Below are 15,325 nucleotides of genomic sequence, written 5' to 3'. Positions count from 1 at the left end.
GCACCTCATCACGCTTGAGGTGCTTTCCCTATTTGAAGATGCTCGATCAATACATCTTTTAATGAAGTTTCAAAATAGACGGGCCAATCCACGTCTAGTGCAGTCAGCTGCCTAGCATGCTTCGGCTTTACGCCGATAATTATTACGGGTTTTCCGTTCATATATTGAAGCATGCGGAACAGTTCGCTTAACTTCTGAACGCCACCTTCATCAATTTCTCCTGTAGCAGAGAGATCAAAGAAGATTTCTTCAAATTGCCCTTCGTACGCCGCTTTAAGAGCGTTCCCTGTAACGGTAATCATCTTGCTCTCGTTCACATCTCCAAACAGAGGAACAAACGCCATCTTTTCAGAGATCGGGATGAACGGTCCAGACAATTCATCAAGCCGTTTCATCGCATCTTCTAACGCTTCCTTCTTCTCAAACAGTTCAAAATCTGTAGAAGATAGTCGCAGCCTAAGCTCTAAAAGCTTATCTTCAAGCCCTTGAACATGCTTTCCGATCGGGATAAAAACAACGTGAGCAAATTCCCCTTCCCAACAAACAGAGATATCACAAAGCAAGAAAGGATGATTCCTCGCCTTTATATTTGCTTCAAACGTTTTATCTCCTTCAAAAGGCATCATATATTTCATTAATTTGTTATGACTTTCTTCGTCAAAGCAGTCCCGAATCGTTTCAGTCTGCAAGTCCAACAACTCAATGGCTTTTGCGGATCTATTAAGAATAACTCCTTGTTTATCTATCTTTACGTATGGTACGGGTAGGACACTGCTCATTTGTAGGCGTTAATCCTCTCTTCGGTATATTCATCCAGCCACTTTTCTACCTGTTGGAGATTTTTGATAATGATTCCTTGCTTATTCACATATGGTTCAAGATCGTATTTTTCAGTTAGCCTTCCGCCTACTAAAATATCAGGTTTATTCGGCAATGCTGCGAGTGCACGCACATAATTTTTTAGCACCGGTAGATTATAAACGATGGAAACGGATAACCCGATAATTTCAGGCTTCCATTGCAGCGCTGATTTCAATGCATATTCTAACGGAAGACTTGCTCCATAATATTTTGTTTCCCAGCCTTTTTCATCAAAAAGACTATTGATCATCTTAATTCCGAGATAATGCTGTTCTCCCTGCAGACATAAAAACATAGCTTTCTTTTTATTAGTTGTTTCATCTGCTGATACTTGAAACAGCCTAGAAAGAACAAAGTCACAAACACCTGTTGCTAGATGTTCATCAGCGACGGAAATCTCATTATTCTCCCATAGGTCTCCAATCATATACATTGCAGGAGTAAACAGGTCTCGAAACAAAACCATTCGATTTTGGTCTGGCTGCTGTTTGATGAAACGCAATGCCTCAGCATGATTTCCTTCTAAGAACAGACGCGCCAATTTTTCAGCTTCTGAAATAGCCATGGATGGGACCTCTCCTTTTTCTAGTGTGATTCCACTTTACTGCATAGAACATCATTTGCTTGTTTTAAATATTGAATATAAATACCAACACGGGTATTTTCAAACGTTTGCTTTTCCTGTTCTTCTAATAAAACTTCTATTATAAAATCAAAGTTATCCATTAGGAGCTGTGTACTCATTCCAAACTTTTGTAAGATACCATCTAACCAGATCGCATAATCGATAAAGAACGTGCTATTATCGAGTTCATATGCTGTCTCTAAGTGCTTAAAATGATGATGGTTATCTTCTATACACTTCGCTCTTCCCTTGTCACCATATCTTTCGACAAGAGAAGGATCTTTTTGGTAAATTTTTTCTGTTACTTTTTCTACCATAACATTTATGTTAAATTCCGTCATTTGGCGACCACCTTATATTGCTTTACAGTGGGTATGACAGCAGCTAATTCTTGATCAGGATATTTCTTTTCAAGATCATGAATCTTCTTAATTTCCTCACTTCTTACCCACTTTAGATAAGCGTCTTTTGACGTAAAAATAAGTTGAACGGTCAGCTCACCCGCCCGCTTATCGTTCTGAAGCAATAAAAAATCAACAAAACCATCGGCGTTATCTACTGATCTAGAACGGTTCTTATATATATTTATAACTTCGTCTGCTTTTTCATTTGGAACATCGAACGTAGAAAAGACGGTATACATGAAACATCACCTCTTGGATGTATTTAAATGACAAAATGTTTATCTCATAAAAGATTCAATAAAGACTCTATTTTTCCTGCTAGCTAATTCGACTAACTACATCTTTTAAATTGAACCATACATATTACAGGAAAAGAGTGTAGAAGTCGAATCAAAGTGAAAATATTTGGCAGAAAGAAAAGCAATATCATTAATCAAATGTTTGATTTCAGTAATTTAACCACACAAAAAAAAAGGATAGAACTCCCTTTAGAGCTCTATCCTTTACTTTAATAAAGATCAAACATATTCACATCATGATTGGTCTGTTTTAGATAAGTAAACAGCTGTCCACGGTGATGATAGCTATGCGTCACAATTTCCACTAGCCATCTTGCTTGCGTAGCACCTTTTTCTGCATAAAACGCCTTGGTTTCTTTCTTAAGAAAATCTTCTTCGGAAAGAGATAAAAAATAAGATTTTGCTAGATGATACCCTTCTTCTAATACATGAATTAATTCTGTAATATTTTCTGCTGATAACTTCTTTTCAAGCTGACGAATTTCTTGCTCTGATTTTTCCTGTAAAATCGCTAAGTCGATATGAGGAATCTGAACCAAATGATTGGCTAGTTCTAAAAAAGAACGCATGTTTTCAACAGGTCGAAAATCGTAAACAGAAGGTTCTGCTTTTTTTAATAATTGATTGGTCGTACGAACCACAACATACAATTCTTCGAGTAACGTCTCTGTTAAGGAAGCTGTCGCATTCATCTTTTCTTTCCTCCTGCTATGTATAATAATTACCTGTATTATCTTCTTCGTCTCAGCCGTTTTTTCCTTCGTTTAATCCAGAAGCAATCTCCTGATGCGCGGAGTTACTCATCAAAATATTTTCCGAATTGTCTTCACAGATTAAAAGCATGTCGTAATAAGCACGAACAAACACTTCTACGATAAATGGATCATACATTTTTCCTGAATGGTTCTCGATCTCTTTCTTTGCTTCCCAAGGCGTCATTCCTTGACGATATGCACGATTACTGGTCATCGCATCAAAAGAATCAGCGATTGCTAAGATACGAGAATAAATCGGTATATCTCTTCCTTTTAAACCATGTGGATAACCCAGACCATCAAATCTTTCATGATGATGCAGAATACCTGTTAGAACTCGGTCCGAATATCCGAAAGATTTTGCTAAAATCATTCCATCAACAGGATGCTTTTTCATAATTTCGTACTCTTCTTGAGTTAGTTTTCCGTTCTTTAACAGTACAGCATCTGGTGTTGAGATCTTTCCGATATCATGAATGAGAGCTGTCAACTCAAGCTCTTCCCATTCTACATTTTTGAATTGGCCATGTTTAGCAAGAATCATGGCATAAAGTGCCACTCTCTTTGAATGCCCTTGTGTATAAACGTCTTTCGCTTCAACTGCTAACGAAAATGCTTTCACACCTTGCTGAATCGCTTCTTTTTCTGCAACAGATTGATAAACAATTCGCTGCGCCATGAACAGTAGTGAACAGAAAATCATATAAATGGAGACAAATGCTAAATAATCTTTCATTGGTTCGTTCGATAGCAAGAGATAGGATGTTAATCCACCTATACTTGAAACATAATAAAGCCGCTTATCATTTAGAAGAAGAGCAGATACAGGCAAAAAGAAGTAAGCAGCCTGCACGATCGGATATGTAACGAAAAAGTAGGAAATGGAAACGACATAGATGCTGCACATAACAAAAGCCAATTTTGTGTATTGTTCTTGTATACGGTTGACTCCCCATGCAGGAAGAAAACCAATTAAAAATAAAAAAAGAAAGGTGTAGAAACTTTCTAATGGTTCTATAAAAAAATGATGGAGAGCCTGTATGAAGGCACTCCCCACAATAAATAGCTGAGCTAACTGTATATTACGTATCATGAACGAAACTCCAATTGTCGAATTTTGTAATTTAATGTAATTATATACTATAAAAGCTTTTTATCCTATAGGATGTTGGAATTTAAAACATGTTTGCATAGCTCACTCTATTTTTTAACAAACAAAAAACCGCCTATTGGCGGTTTTATTTCACATAACTGCGAGCAACTTGTCTCATTTTTTTATGTTTGTGTTTTTGACTTCTCATTCTTAAGATCACTAGGAATGCGAGTAAGAGCAGCAGTCCACTGTATAAGAAGATTCCTGCCTTCACAACAGATTGCATGAACGTCGAATCTACTGTTTCAACTGATTTACTATCGACCGTTGCGGAAGCTTCTTTTTCCTCTTCCTTCTCCTTAAATAATGTATGTGAGAGTAACACATGTCCCGAAGAGTCTTTAAGTTGAAGCTCTCCATCTGAACTCACTTCTTGAACGGGTTCTTCTCCTTTTGGCAAGGTAACAGCCAAATCTTCTTTTAGCGGATAAGTCTTTCCGTTTAACGCTTCTATCTTTGTACCAGCAGATAATGTTTGTCTTTCAAAGTTCGCAAATCCATAATCCCCAAGTGCCATCGTGTCCCAATATGCCGCTCGACTAGTAGGAGCCTTAAGTGTAACGATGATAACATCAAGATTATCTCTAGAAACAGCTGTAACTAAAGTATGCTTGGATTCATCAACATATCCGTTCTTTACACCAATCGTACCCTGATAATCCCACAAAAGCTGATGGTGATTTCTTAACGTCGTCTCCCAGCCTTCTCCTACCCAAGGTAATTCCTTTGTTGATACGATCTCACGAAATTCTTCATTCTTCATCGCGTATTGAGTAATCTTTGCCATATCTTCGGCTGTTGTATAGTGTTCCTCATCAAAAAGTCCGTTCGGATTAACAAAATGAGTGTTTTCTGCTCCCACTTTTTTTGCAAACTCGTTCATTTGGTCTGCGAATGAATCGACATCCCCTGCCACGTATTCTGCAATCGCAACAGCTGCATCATTACCAGAGTTGATCAAAAGGCCTTGAACAAGCTTTTTCAAAGGTACTTGCTCGCCTTCCATCAAGTAGACACGTGTCCCCTCGGCTCTAACAGCGTCACTGCTCACGACGACAGAATCATCTAACTTGCCTGATTCTATAGCCAGAATCCCTGTAATGATCTTCGTAATACTAGCTGGATACATTTGTTCCGAGCTGTTTTTTTGATATAAAATATCTCCTGTTTTCGCATCAATCATTACAGCGCTTTCGCTTTTAATATCTGGTGTGTTCTCCCCCGTCGCTTGAACAAACTGTGTGTTCACAAGCATAACCAGTGAAAAAACAAGAATTAGGCTAAGTTTTTTCATTTAATTCCGCTCCCGTTAGTCATTTAATCTTCATATCTCTTCGTTGATTGTTTCGTTTCTTTTATGGTTGAAATCAAAATGAAATCTAGTAATATTCGCCATAAAAAAACAAGCGTTTTATCAATTGATACCGTTCGACAAAATCCGCCTGTTTCCTTTTATATATCGTTCATATTTTCAGTTTATTTAGTCAAAATGTTTTCTGCTTTTCTTTCCTCTTAATAAATCTCCCGTCCAACCTTTCATTCTTAGCCAAATATATATACCTAATGTGGAGACAACGATAGAAATCATTGCGTAAAGGTAACCAAATTTCCAATCAAGCTCCGGCATATTCTTGAAATTCATACCCCAGACTGCTCCTAGAACCATGCCAGGAGTGAAAATAACGGTAAATACAGTAAGTGTTTTCATAATTTCATTTCCACGATGAGAAGAAAGAACTTCTTCAAGGTTTAACAAAGTATCAATGTCTTGTCTGTAATGAGATAGAAGCGAAGTTGTTCGGTCGATCCTAGTTTCAATTCGCTTATATGCACGTGTTTCCGTAATTTCATCTAGAAAAGCTTCCTTAATAGCCATCTGCGTTTCATGCACGGGGAGTGTTAAATCGCTCCAGTTGATCAACTCAATGCGTCGATCATAGATGCTGTTTAATAAATTCGTATGATTATTTCTTTGAACATCCCTTTGAAGTTCTTTAAGCTTCACTTCTAATGCATCAATTCCATCCAAGAAATAATTGACCAATTCACCGAGCAGGATGATAAAGCCTTCCACAGGTGTTTTTTCTTCTAAAATCAAATGATCACACGCTTCACGGTTGTCTCCTTGGATACGTGAGAGATCTAACCCCACCGTTATTAGCGATTTTGGCCGAATATAAAAATGAAATACCTCAAAATCAGATTGATTCTTCGGATCTTGTTTATACGTGAGAGATCCACGAACAATCTGATCACCGTCACTGTCTTTTTCAATTCTTAAATAATTGACTTTATCTTCTTTAATATTACTCAGCCAATTTTTGCAACCTTTCGTATCTGCAATTAAGTCATGAATTGTTTCTTCGTGACACTCATGACGATGCCACTTCCAACCATAGACACTTGTTTCTTCCATAGAATGATCCATCCTTTATATAATGATCGTTTTAGATAACGGTATATTCTTTTGCACCTTGTTTTCTTAACCACTTTAGTGAAAATTGCATGAGATCAGGATGACTCTGCAAATCTTTATTCTTTGAATAAATCCAGATGTAACCCTTCTTTTCAGTTTCCTGTACCTTTAATAATGCAATGGCTATAATTTCATGCTCTTCTTCTGCAATCAAAACGGTTGTATCATCACGATCCTCTAAATATTGAGAAAGTTTCTTATGATATTCCGGAGCGTCACTACACCATTCCAACAAACGGGTAAGGTCTTCCTTTTCAGCGAATATCAGTTTCACGGTCTTCCTCCTCCATTAGAGTTCCCTTATAAAAATAAGAACAAACACTAGATTATCTTTTCAGACGGTGCCAGATAGCTTTGTAAAAATTCTCGGTCTTCTGGAAAGCATAAGGGAAGTACTTCTAACTCTTTCAAGGATACCCACCTAATATCGTGTATTAAACCATCCGGATCTTGAATAACAGAAGAACCACTCACTAGATCTGTTAAAAAATAATGAACTTTAAAATGGATGTTCTGTGAGATTCCTTCTTTTATATGTAGTTTCTTAGTAACTTTTACGACATAACCCGTTTCTTCCCATACTTCTCGCATGCCGCATTCCTCAAGACTCTCATTACTCTCTCTGCCTCCGGAAGGAATACTCCACTTCTTCTCCTCATCTGCTGTTCCTTGTAAAACCATCAATAACTTTCCATCATTCACACAAATACAACTAGCACCTTCCCATTTCATACCCATTCCCCCTTTACAGCTATTTTCTGGACATGAAAAAAAAGTCCTGCGAAATAACCACAGGACTTTTCTACAATTATATGACTTTAGTTTGCTCAGCTACTTTTTGTGTGTTCACGATGCAACATTTGCAATGATCCCACGTGTAAAGCGTTTTACTGTTTTGCTCTAATAAAGACAGAGAATCATCGGTACATTCTACGATCTTTGAATGAGGGATATCATGCTCCTTTTGTTCACCAGTCTTCATATCAATGTATACGATTCGTTCGCTCTTTCCCGTTGCAAGATCCAATTCGTAGACTAAAAGCTGATTGTCTACTTGATATAGAGCACGTGGGGAAATGGATAGCTTGTATTCTGTAACCACTTTGTCTTTGTCATTCAACACCATGATCTTCTTTGGATCGCCGTTTAGAACGGGAGCACCTGAAACGTATACAAGATCTTCATGACATAAAATATCAGTAGGAGCCATGTTGCTGCCCAAATTAATACGCTTTTTCTTACCGTTACGAATGATGTAAAGAACCGCCTGATCTTCCTCAACAATATAGGAAGAAATGTAGAGGACATCTTGGTTCATCTCTACTTCCCAAAGGAACCCATTCACTTTCCATTCTTTTACTAGTTCTGGGCCGTCTTTAGAAAAAATTAAGACTGAGCCTTTTGAACCATCACCCTCACAAGCGACTACAACACTCGATTCGAATTCGTAAAAATTGGGTTGTCCTTTAATAACCTGAGATTTCAAGCAGCCGTTTTTATGGTCAAAGATGAAGAGCTTGTGGTCTCTTGACTGGTCATCTACCTTTTTGGAGAACCAGTAATTCTTCTGTTTGTCCATGAATACTTCGGAGTAGGCAAAAGCGCCTTCCTCATTTCTTACTATATTTCCGGCCACTTCAGGATCACGTGAGACATACAGCGATTGATTCTTCTCTGCAGTTCGTGATGATAATTGATACATTTTAGCCATAGTACTCTCTCCCTTCAAATTTGACGCCGGCTCCGTGCTGACATAGGATTTATGTAAAACGTTCTTTTCAAAATTATCAATTTCTAGCAAAAACTTTGTATTTTCTGTTATATTTATCTTATCAGACATTCCATTTATTCTGTATTGGGAAAAATGGTAGGATAGATACTTGTTTAGTGGGGGTCTTGCATGACAATTTTCCCAAGTTCTGAAAGGGGGATTTTATGGTCGGTCAACGAATAAGATATTATAGAAAAACCAAAGGCCTAACCCAGGAAGAGCTGGCACAGGGAATTTGTTCTGTTTCCTACTTGAGCAAGATTGAGAAAGGGGACGCCAAATCAAGCGAAGAAGTAATTAACCTGCTTTGTGAACGTCTAGGTATTTCGCCGGAGGAAGTGGACGAAAGTAAAATCCTTGAGATGTTGAATGAGTGGAATATGATGATGGTAAATCGGCAGTTTGAGGAAGCAATAGAGTTTTTCCCTCAAGTTGAAAATAAAATTGACCATGTTACACATCCAGAGATAATGATAACTTTTAACCTTTATCTAGCTAAGTACTATATGGTTAAAGATTTACCCGAATTAGACAAAGCAAACTTAGAACTTGAAAAAGTCAAAAAGGTTTTTGACCAACTAACTCCTGATCAAATCTTTAATTATTTCCTACTGCAAGGTATGTATTATAATTATAGTGAAAAATACAATGACGCGCTTCAATTCCTTAAATTAGCAGAAGGTGAACTAAGCAAGAGTTTAAATATTATAGAAACAGAGGTTGCTATATTATATTACTTATTGGCACTTACCTATAATTTTTTAATGAGAATAAACTCTGTAACAACTTATGCTTTTAAGGCAATTTCAATTTTTGATAAAGAATATAACTATAGTAGAAGCGCTGATTGCCAGGTCCTATTAGCAATTAGCTATAGACGAGCAAAAAATTATGATTTAGCAGAGTACCACTTAAATAATGCACTAAAGTATTCTAAATCCTTTAAAGACGATTTTATGAGCGGAGTAATATATCACAATTTAGGGTATGTAACATCTTGTAAAAATGAACATCTAAAAGCAATAGATTATTTTAAGAAGAGTTTAGAATATAGAAATAGTCAGACACAAAAAAGAAAAGCATTAACCTTATTTTTACTTGCTACAGAATATTTAAAACTAAAAGATTATAAACGTGCTGAAGAATATCTTGAAGAAGGATATGAATATTCAAATAACGATTTAGAGGTTTACTACCATCTAAGAGTCCTTCAATATCAGATTAGCGGAAATTACGATGAGAACTTTGAAACCTTAATAAGTAAAGATGTCATAAGTTTTTTTGAAAACAGAAGTAATTGGGAATATGTTGCAAAATACTCTGAACTATTAGCTGACGTTTATTTTGACCAATCTTTATATAAAAGAGCTAGTAATTATTATCGAATTGCGAATAACGCAAGGAAAAATATTGTTTAATAATTAGGAGGAAAAATAATGAAAAAACTAGTGGTATTAGCACTAGCAATGGGTTTGCTACTCTCATCTAATGTGAGTTCAACTCTGACTTTTGATGATTCGCCAAAAATAAATAAGGTAAAGATTGCTTTTGATGATTCTCCCACAATAAGAAAATCATTTAAATTTGCATTCGATGATTCCCCAACTATTAGAAGTAATTCAATTTTAGCATTTGATGACAGTCCTACTATTAGAAATAAATTTAATTTATCATTTGATGACAGTCCCACCATTAGAAACAAATCTGGTATAGTGTTTGACGACAGTCCCACTATTAGAAGTTTCAAATTAAATATTTGATACAAAAATAAAAAACCCCAGTACTGGGGTTTTTTTCATGCCCTAATAACCACCTTCGTCCCAATAGGCACCAGCTTAGATAATTCTAAAACATGATTATTGTGCATTCGCACACATCCTTTGGATACGTTTTTTCCGATGGATGATGGTGTATCTGTGCCATGTATTCCGTAATGCGGACGTGAGAGTCCCAACCACATGACTCCAAACGGCCCGCCTGGATTCGGTGCTTTATTAATTATCGTATAGGTTCCGGTAGGTGTTGGTGTTAACATTTTCCCGACACCTATTGGATAGCGTTTGATTACTTTCCCATCTTTTACGAGGGCTAGTCTTTTTCGTGTTGTTGAAATATAGATCTCATAAGGCATCATCATACCTCCCGCTTTAGCTTATGCAGGACAAATAGGAAATGACTCTATTTCGATGCCTTAAAGCATTGCTCACTGTGTGAGGCTTGTATCCTCCCTGTAGCTTCTAAAAAGCTCTCAGCCGTGGTTAATCCCACGTGCTTGAATGTCTTTCTCAACACTTTCTGCTTTTCCGTTGTTTCATGTGGCAGTTGTTTTAAGAATTCTTCGAAACTGCCAAACTTCTTTACAATTTCGTGGACTCTCTTTGCGTTTTCAATCGTCGCTTCAATCTTTTTTCTATGTCTGACGATCCCAGCATACTCTAGTAACCCTTCAATCTCTTTTTCACCAAACTGCATGACCTTTTCTATCTCAAACTGTGAAAACGCATTTCTAAAGTTCTCTCTTTTGTGAAGAATGGTCTTCCAGCTTAACCCAGATTGAAATAGTTCTAGTGTTAAACACTCGAACAATGCATTGTCTCCCGCTACATACTGACCCCATTCGTTATCATGATACTGTTGCAGCATCTCACTTTCTTCACTCCACTTGCATCGGTTCATCTCACATACTCCTTTTAAAAAATAAAAAGCGCAGCCGGGCTGCACTTTTGTTATTGGGTTGCACGCATTTCTGAAAATGGATAGATGACGACTTCTGAACGACCCTCAATTGCTTTCGTTTCGATCAAACCTAGTCCGTTTCGTGAATCCATACTGTTCAGACGGTTATCACCCATTACGAAAACTTTTCCTTTTGGGACTTTAAGTGGTCCAAAGTCTTCTGTTAGATACACCCCTAAGCTTTTCGCTTCCGATTTGTTTTCCTGCAGATAAGATTCCTTCACTTTTTTATTATTAACATAGAGGTCGTCACTCTTCATTTGAATGATGTCCCCTTCTAAACCTATCACTCGTTTTACATACCGCTTATCGTCACCTTTAATGATGACGATATCGCCTTTTTGTGGCTCGGAAAACGCATAAACAATTTTATTAACATACAGCTTTTCTTGATCATGAAGAGTAGGTGACATAGATGCACCTTCTACCATATATGGAGCAAAGAAATAGGCTTTTGTGATGAATACAAAGACTAAAGCGAAGCCGATCGCCTTTAGCCAGCTTACCCATTCATTTTTTTGCTTTGTTTCTTTTTCTTGTTCTTGTTCTTGTTCTTGTTCTATCATATCTTCATTCACCTCGGCGCAACGATTTCAATTTTTAATCGATCTGGATCTTCAAAGAATAAAGCATAATGATTTTTTCCACCTGCAAAAGGAAACTTATCCTCATACAAAAAGGAAATATTTTTCTTCTTCAATTGTACACGAAGGTACTCTATTTGCGCACGTGATTTAGCCCAAAAGGCCAGGTGATTAAGTCCTGAACGCTTTCGGTGAAAAGGTATATCATTATATAATTCTTCTGTTTGTACAAAAACAAGATACGAAGATTCCATTTTGTAGCTAAAACCTTTTTCCCACTCTTGAAAAAGAGAAAAGCCTAACTCCGGCAGCAGCCATTCATAAAACACCTTCGTTTTCCTTAGATTTTGTACGTTCATTTCGATATGATGTAAGCCTTGTGGTGATGTCATGATTTCTCCTATTTACCCTCTACTTAAAAAAAGGTACTCTATCACTTTTAATCTTTCGTGAAATAGCCTACAATGGTAAAGATTTCCGTTTTAATACAGGAGGGTTATCCTATGAACACTAAAACAAAACACGCAGCAATCTTCCTGGCTATTTCTTTGCTTTGGTTGAAAACATATATTGTTTATAAAGTTTCATTTACGCTGCCTATCGATCATTTCCTGCAAGAAATTTTATTATTTTTAAATCCTTTAAGCTTTCTCGTACTCTATTTTTGTTTAGCTAACCTTGCTCCACCTGCTAAAAGAAGACGAATCATCTTATGGCTTTCCTTTATTTATAGCTTTATCTTATATGCGAACGTCGTCTATTATCGATTCTTTACCGATTTCCTTACGATTCCGGTATTGTTTCAAACAAAGAATGTTGGTGATATCGGGAACAGTGTTTATGAACTGATCTATTTCACAGACATTTTCTTTTTTGTTGATCTGTTTCTGTTAGCTTATCTATTAAAACAGACGAGATGGAAGTCTGATTATCTATTAAAACCAGTGGACCGGAGAAAATTATTCTTATGCGGTATAGCTATTTTATCTATTCATTTAATCCTTGCAGAAATAAACCGGCCTCAGCTTTTAACTCGTACATTTGATAGAGAAATTCTTGTGAAGAGCTTAGGGACATTCAATTACCATCTGTACGACATCATGCTCCAATCAAAGTCTTCTATGCAAAAAGCACTAGCAAGCAATATGGATGCAGAGGAAATTCTCCAGAATGTGAAAAAAGAAACCGTTAATAACCCTGAGCTCTATGGAATTGCAAAGGGAAAAAACTTAATCATGATCTCTCTCGAATCTACTCAAAATTTTGTACTGAATTACGAAATTAACGGTGAAGAAGTGACACCATTCTTAAACGAACTTGCTAAATCTAGCTATTATTTTAATAACTTCTATCATCAAACAGGTCAGGGAAAGACATCCGATTCTGAATTTTTGATCGATAATTCCTTATATCCACTGCCAAGGGGTGCTGTTTTTCAAACCCATCCATTGAACGAATACAACGCGATGCCTGAAATTTTAAAATCAGACGGCTATTATTCAGCAGTTTTTCACGGCAACAATAAAAGCTTTTGGAACCGGGATGTTATTTATAAGACAATGGGCTATGACAAGTTTTATAGTGAGGAATACTATAAGGTTACGGATGAAAACTCGATAAACTATGGACTTAAAGATATACCTTTCTTTGAACAATCCATGCCATATTTAAAGAAGCTGCCTCAGCCTTTTTATGCTCGATTTATTACCTTGACGAACCATCATCCTTATTTGATCAATGAAAAAGAACAGTGGATTGAGCCCTACCCTGTAGAAGATGGAACGGTTAGCCGCTATTTTACAACTGTTCGGTACGCGGACGAAGCATTGCGCCAGTTTTTTGAAGAACTGAAGAGCTCTGGATTATATGAGAATTCGGTGGTAGTCGTTTATGGAGACCATTACGGGATATCAGAACGGCATCAAGAAGCGATGGCCGATGTATTGAGCAAAGCTACGCTCACAGCTTACAATCAAGTAGAACTGCAGCAAGTACCCTTATTCATTCACGTTCCAGGAAAAAAAGGCAAGCAGATTGATACGGTCGGTGGACAGATTGATCTAAAGCCTACGCTGCTACACTTGCTTGGAATTGAATCAAAGGATGACGTTCATTTTGGAACGGATCTATTTTCAAAAGAACATCATGAATTAACCGTTCTCCGTAACGGCTCGTTCGTAACAGACGACTATATTTATACAAATGAGACGTGTTATGTAAAACCTTTCGGGGCACCTGTAGAAGAGGAAAAATGTAAGCCTTATATCGAACAGGCAAAAGAGGAACTCGATCAGTCAGATCGAATCATCTATGGTGATCTGCTGCGTTTTTTAAATTAATTATAGCCCCCTCGTGAGGGGCTTTTTTTGTGTTTGTAATAATTCATTTAAATCCTTCTTTTACTTCTTTTGATATTCTAATAATAGAGCTGAACCCTAGGATTAAACATGAAATAAAAAATATGCTGTTCCACTCACCTATGAAGATTAAGTAAAAAATGCTTATCAAAGTCGCTAAAATAATTATACAATCTAAAATAAAACCAAGCTTCACCCTCATTTACTTAACCTCCTAGTCTTTTGCAAAGAAGCAGCTTTATTAATTTAGTATAAATAACTTGTGAGGGACTATGTTTTATTTCGTTCAATTCCTATCTATAACCGTCTTTAATTTTTTTAGATAATCTCAAGACAGAACCAACAGCTACGATTAGGAATGTTAAGAAATAAATACTCTTCCACTCATCTATATGGATAAAGTACAACATACTTAATAGGGCAATCAGAAAAAAGAGTAATTCAAAAATAAAATCTAACTTCTTTCTCATTTCTTTAACCTCCTAAGTCACATTGAAAAGAAGATGCTTAAATTTATTATAAAAAATAATTTGTTAAAGGTGGAGATATATTGAAACCTCTTTTTGCTTATTTTACGGATATTCATGGTAATTTGGATGCACTTCAAACTGTTATTGATGACGCTACACGTATGGGAATCTCTCGTTTTATTAGCGGCGGTGACATGATTGGAATCGGTCCGTTTACAAACGAGGTGCTTGAACGGTTATGTAACCTGTCATCTATTATGATGGTTACGGGAAATCATGATGAATCGATCTTGGCGTTAAAATATGGTCTGCCTCACCCAAAGAGTCACAGACACGCAAAGCAACATCATCAATGGATTGCTGACCAGCTTACAGATACTTATGCTCAAATATTGAGTACACTTCCCCGAGAGCTAATAGTCGAAGAAAAGGGTTTTCGTTTTCTCTTCACGCACTATCCCTTCAAGAAAGGAAAAAAAGAATCTCCAATAGTTGAAGATCCTTTTATGCCAATTATTAGTGAACCGGATTCTAAAGCGATGAAAGGTCTTTTTAAAGAATCACTTACCTATGATTTTATAGGATTCGGGCACCATCATATCCTTCATAACTATAAGATAAATCAAACTCATTTAGTGAATCCTGGTGCACTAGGATGTAATAAAGTTGCCGAAGCTCGATATGCCATCATCTCTATCACTGATGAAAAGGACCTTAAGATTGAATTTAAATCTATAGCCTACGACCAAACAAATCTGTTTAAGGCTTATAGAGAGCTTGAAGTTCCAGATGCTCCGTTTTTAATGAGAGCTTTTCATAGTTAGAATATAGCCC

The 15,325-nt window shown here is 36.7% G+C and carries 20 protein-coding genes; 4 read left to right on the top strand and 16 right to left on the bottom strand.

Annotated elements, in window-relative coordinates:
* Window positions 1-8 precede the first annotated feature (8 nt).
* The 11 genes from ACNJYY_RS01250 to ACNJYY_RS01200 all read right to left on the bottom strand — a co-directional run bounded on the left by ACNJYY_RS01250 (window position 9) and on the right by ACNJYY_RS01200 (window position 8,284).
* The gene (locus ACNJYY_RS01250) at window positions 9-779 is read right to left on the bottom strand and encodes an STAS domain-containing protein (protein WP_416730241.1); all 771 of its coding nucleotides are present in this window, start codon (window positions 777-779) and stop codon (window positions 9-11) included.
* Window positions 776-1,426: a cobalamin B12-binding domain-containing protein gene (locus tag ACNJYY_RS01245; protein WP_416730240.1), complete on the bottom strand. Its 651-nt coding sequence runs from the start codon at window positions 1,424-1,426 to the stop codon at window positions 776-778. The genes ACNJYY_RS01250 and ACNJYY_RS01245 overlap by 4 nt, the downstream gene beginning before the upstream one ends.
* Before the next feature lie 20 nt (window positions 1,427-1,446).
* Complete coding sequence (locus ACNJYY_RS01240; RefSeq protein ID WP_416730239.1) at window positions 1,447-1,827, bottom strand: hypothetical protein; 381 nt, start codon at window positions 1,825-1,827, stop codon at window positions 1,447-1,449.
* Window positions 1,824-2,129 (bottom strand): antibiotic biosynthesis monooxygenase family protein, encoded by a 306-nt coding sequence (locus ACNJYY_RS01235; protein WP_416730238.1) that lies wholly within the window; start codon window positions 2,127-2,129, stop codon window positions 1,824-1,826. Before ACNJYY_RS01235 ends, ACNJYY_RS01240 begins: the two co-directional genes overlap by 4 nt.
* A gap of 269 nt (window positions 2,130-2,398) precedes the next feature.
* Window positions 2,399-2,881 (bottom strand): DinB family protein, encoded by a 483-nt coding sequence (locus ACNJYY_RS01230; RefSeq protein WP_416730237.1) that lies wholly within the window; start codon window positions 2,879-2,881, stop codon window positions 2,399-2,401.
* Between the two features lie 52 nt (window positions 2,882-2,933).
* Window positions 2,934-4,037 carry an HD-GYP domain-containing protein gene (locus tag ACNJYY_RS01225; RefSeq protein WP_416730236.1) on the bottom strand — a complete coding sequence of 368 codons (1,104 nt, stop codon included), beginning with the start codon at window positions 4,035-4,037 and terminating at the stop codon, window positions 2,934-2,936.
* A gap of 145 nt (window positions 4,038-4,182) precedes the next feature.
* On the bottom strand, window positions 4,183-5,391 hold the full coding sequence (locus tag ACNJYY_RS01220) for a D-alanyl-D-alanine carboxypeptidase family protein (RefSeq protein WP_416730235.1): 1,209 nt from the start codon (window positions 5,389-5,391) through the stop codon (window positions 4,183-4,185).
* Between the two features lie 186 nt (window positions 5,392-5,577).
* On the bottom strand, window positions 5,578-6,513 hold the full coding sequence (locus tag ACNJYY_RS01215; RefSeq protein ID WP_416730234.1) for a magnesium transporter CorA family protein: 936 nt from the start codon (window positions 6,511-6,513) through the stop codon (window positions 5,578-5,580).
* A gap of 31 nt (window positions 6,514-6,544) precedes the next feature.
* On the bottom strand, window positions 6,545-6,847 hold the full coding sequence (locus tag ACNJYY_RS01210; RefSeq protein ID WP_416730233.1) for a hypothetical protein: 303 nt from the start codon (window positions 6,845-6,847) through the stop codon (window positions 6,545-6,547).
* 47 nt (window positions 6,848-6,894) lie between these two features.
* Window positions 6,895-7,305 (bottom strand): NUDIX hydrolase, encoded by a 411-nt coding sequence (locus ACNJYY_RS01205; protein ID WP_416730232.1) that lies wholly within the window; start codon window positions 7,303-7,305, stop codon window positions 6,895-6,897.
* Window positions 7,306-7,381: 76 nt separating this feature from the next.
* Window positions 7,382-8,284: a hypothetical protein gene (locus ACNJYY_RS01200; RefSeq protein ID WP_416730231.1), complete on the bottom strand. Its 903-nt coding sequence runs from the start codon at window positions 8,282-8,284 to the stop codon at window positions 7,382-7,384.
* A gap of 224 nt (window positions 8,285-8,508) precedes the next feature.
* On the opposite strand from ACNJYY_RS01200, the gene ACNJYY_RS01195 reads away from it, so the two are divergent.
* On the top strand, window positions 8,509-9,762 hold the full coding sequence (locus ACNJYY_RS01195; RefSeq protein WP_416730230.1) for a helix-turn-helix domain-containing protein: 1,254 nt from the start codon (window positions 8,509-8,511) through the stop codon (window positions 9,760-9,762).
* Window positions 9,763-9,780: 18 nt separating this feature from the next.
* Window positions 9,781-10,104: a hypothetical protein gene (locus tag ACNJYY_RS01190; protein ID WP_416730229.1), complete on the top strand. Its 324-nt coding sequence runs from the start codon at window positions 9,781-9,783 to the stop codon at window positions 10,102-10,104.
* A 35-nt stretch (window positions 10,105-10,139) separates the two neighbouring features.
* Here the strand turns inward: ACNJYY_RS01190 and ACNJYY_RS01185 are convergent, their stop codons facing one another.
* From ACNJYY_RS01185 to ACNJYY_RS01170, 4 genes are read right to left on the bottom strand one after another with little or no spacing between them, the layout of a single operon-like run.
* Window positions 10,140-10,478 carry a L,D-transpeptidase gene (locus ACNJYY_RS01185; protein ID WP_416731780.1) on the bottom strand — a complete coding sequence of 113 codons (339 nt, stop codon included), beginning with the start codon at window positions 10,476-10,478 and terminating at the stop codon, window positions 10,140-10,142.
* 44 nt (window positions 10,479-10,522) lie between these two features.
* Window positions 10,523-11,020, bottom strand: coding sequence for a DNA-3-methyladenine glycosylase I (locus ACNJYY_RS01180; RefSeq protein WP_416730228.1), 498 nt, complete (start codon window positions 11,018-11,020; stop codon window positions 10,523-10,525).
* 50 nt (window positions 11,021-11,070) lie between these two features.
* Window positions 11,071-11,646: a signal peptidase I gene (gene lepB / locus ACNJYY_RS01175; protein ID WP_416730227.1), complete on the bottom strand. Its 576-nt coding sequence runs from the start codon at window positions 11,644-11,646 to the stop codon at window positions 11,071-11,073.
* An 8-nt stretch (window positions 11,647-11,654) separates the two neighbouring features.
* Window positions 11,655-12,056, bottom strand: a complete 402-nt coding sequence (locus tag ACNJYY_RS01170) for a VOC family protein (RefSeq protein WP_416730226.1) — start codon at window positions 12,054-12,056, stop codon at window positions 11,655-11,657.
* Window positions 12,057-12,167: 111 nt separating this feature from the next.
* Here ACNJYY_RS01170 and ACNJYY_RS01165 point away from each other — a divergent pair, with 111 nt between their 5' ends.
* Window positions 12,168-14,003 carry an LTA synthase family protein gene (locus ACNJYY_RS01165; protein ID WP_416730225.1) on the top strand — a complete coding sequence of 612 codons (1,836 nt, stop codon included), beginning with the start codon at window positions 12,168-12,170 and terminating at the stop codon, window positions 14,001-14,003.
* Window positions 14,004-14,314: 311 nt separating this feature from the next.
* Here ACNJYY_RS01165 and ACNJYY_RS01160 read toward each other — a convergent pair whose 3' ends face one another.
* Window positions 14,315-14,491 carry a hypothetical protein gene (locus ACNJYY_RS01160; protein ID WP_416730224.1) on the bottom strand — a complete coding sequence of 59 codons (177 nt, stop codon included), beginning with the start codon at window positions 14,489-14,491 and terminating at the stop codon, window positions 14,315-14,317.
* An 80-nt stretch (window positions 14,492-14,571) separates the two neighbouring features.
* Between ACNJYY_RS01160 and ACNJYY_RS01155 the strand changes: the two genes are divergently transcribed.
* A complete protein-coding gene (locus tag ACNJYY_RS01155; RefSeq protein WP_416730223.1) occupies window positions 14,572-15,315 on the top strand; it encodes a metallophosphoesterase family protein in 744 nt (247 codons plus the stop codon).
* The last annotated feature ends 10 nt before the right edge of the window (window positions 15,316-15,325 follow it).

It is taken from the genome of Fictibacillus tiangongensis (genome assembly GCF_048083785.1).
GTDB lineage: Bacteria > Bacillota > Bacilli > Bacillales > Fictibacillaceae > Fictibacillus.
Note: the sequence above shows the minus strand (reverse complement) of the source record. Positions and strands in the feature narration are given on the sequence as shown.

Excerpts from the sequence above, each read along its gene's own strand:
- ACNJYY_RS01250 (WP_416730241.1), bottom strand. The coding sequence starts at position 779 with ATGAGCAGTGTCCTACCCGTACCATACGTAAAGATAGATAAACAAGGA.
- ACNJYY_RS01245 (WP_416730240.1), bottom strand. The coding sequence starts at position 1,426 with ATGGCTATTTCAGAAGCTGAAAAATTGGCGCGTCTGTTCTTAGAAGGA.
- ACNJYY_RS01240 (WP_416730239.1), bottom strand. The coding sequence starts at position 1,827 with ATGACGGAATTTAACATAAATGTTATGGTAGAAAAAGTAACAGAAAAA.
- ACNJYY_RS01235 (WP_416730238.1), bottom strand. The coding sequence starts at position 2,129 with ATGTATACCGTCTTTTCTACGTTCGATGTTCCAAATGAAAAAGCAGAC.
- ACNJYY_RS01230 (WP_416730237.1), bottom strand. The coding sequence starts at position 2,881 with ATGAATGCGACAGCTTCCTTAACAGAGACGTTACTCGAAGAATTGTAT.
- ACNJYY_RS01225 (WP_416730236.1), bottom strand. The coding sequence starts at position 4,037 with ATGATACGTAATATACAGTTAGCTCAGCTATTTATTGTGGGGAGTGCC.
- ACNJYY_RS01220 (WP_416730235.1), bottom strand. The coding sequence starts at position 5,391 with ATGAAAAAACTTAGCCTAATTCTTGTTTTTTCACTGGTTATGCTTGTG.
- ACNJYY_RS01215 (WP_416730234.1), bottom strand. The coding sequence starts at position 6,513 with ATGGAAGAAACAAGTGTCTATGGTTGGAAGTGGCATCGTCATGAGTGT.
- ACNJYY_RS01205 (WP_416730232.1), bottom strand. The coding sequence starts at position 7,305 with ATGAAATGGGAAGGTGCTAGTTGTATTTGTGTGAATGATGGAAAGTTA.
- ACNJYY_RS01200 (WP_416730231.1), bottom strand. The coding sequence starts at position 8,284 with ATGGCTAAAATGTATCAATTATCATCACGAACTGCAGAGAAGAATCAA.
- ACNJYY_RS01195 (WP_416730230.1), top strand. The coding sequence starts at position 8,509 with ATGGTCGGTCAACGAATAAGATATTATAGAAAAACCAAAGGCCTAACC.
- ACNJYY_RS01190 (WP_416730229.1), top strand. The coding sequence starts at position 9,781 with ATGAAAAAACTAGTGGTATTAGCACTAGCAATGGGTTTGCTACTCTCA.
- ACNJYY_RS01185 (WP_416731780.1), bottom strand. The coding sequence starts at position 10,478 with ATGATGCCTTATGAGATCTATATTTCAACAACACGAAAAAGACTAGCC.
- ACNJYY_RS01180 (WP_416730228.1), bottom strand. The coding sequence starts at position 11,020 with ATGAACCGATGCAAGTGGAGTGAAGAAAGTGAGATGCTGCAACAGTAT.
- lepB (WP_416730227.1), bottom strand. The coding sequence starts at position 11,646 with ATGATAGAACAAGAACAAGAACAAGAACAAGAAAAAGAAACAAAGCAA.
- ACNJYY_RS01170 (WP_416730226.1), bottom strand. The coding sequence starts at position 12,056 with ATGACATCACCACAAGGCTTACATCATATCGAAATGAACGTACAAAAT.
- ACNJYY_RS01165 (WP_416730225.1), top strand. The coding sequence starts at position 12,168 with ATGAACACTAAAACAAAACACGCAGCAATCTTCCTGGCTATTTCTTTG.
- ACNJYY_RS01160 (WP_416730224.1), bottom strand. The coding sequence starts at position 14,491 with ATGAGAAAGAAGTTAGATTTTATTTTTGAATTACTCTTTTTTCTGATT.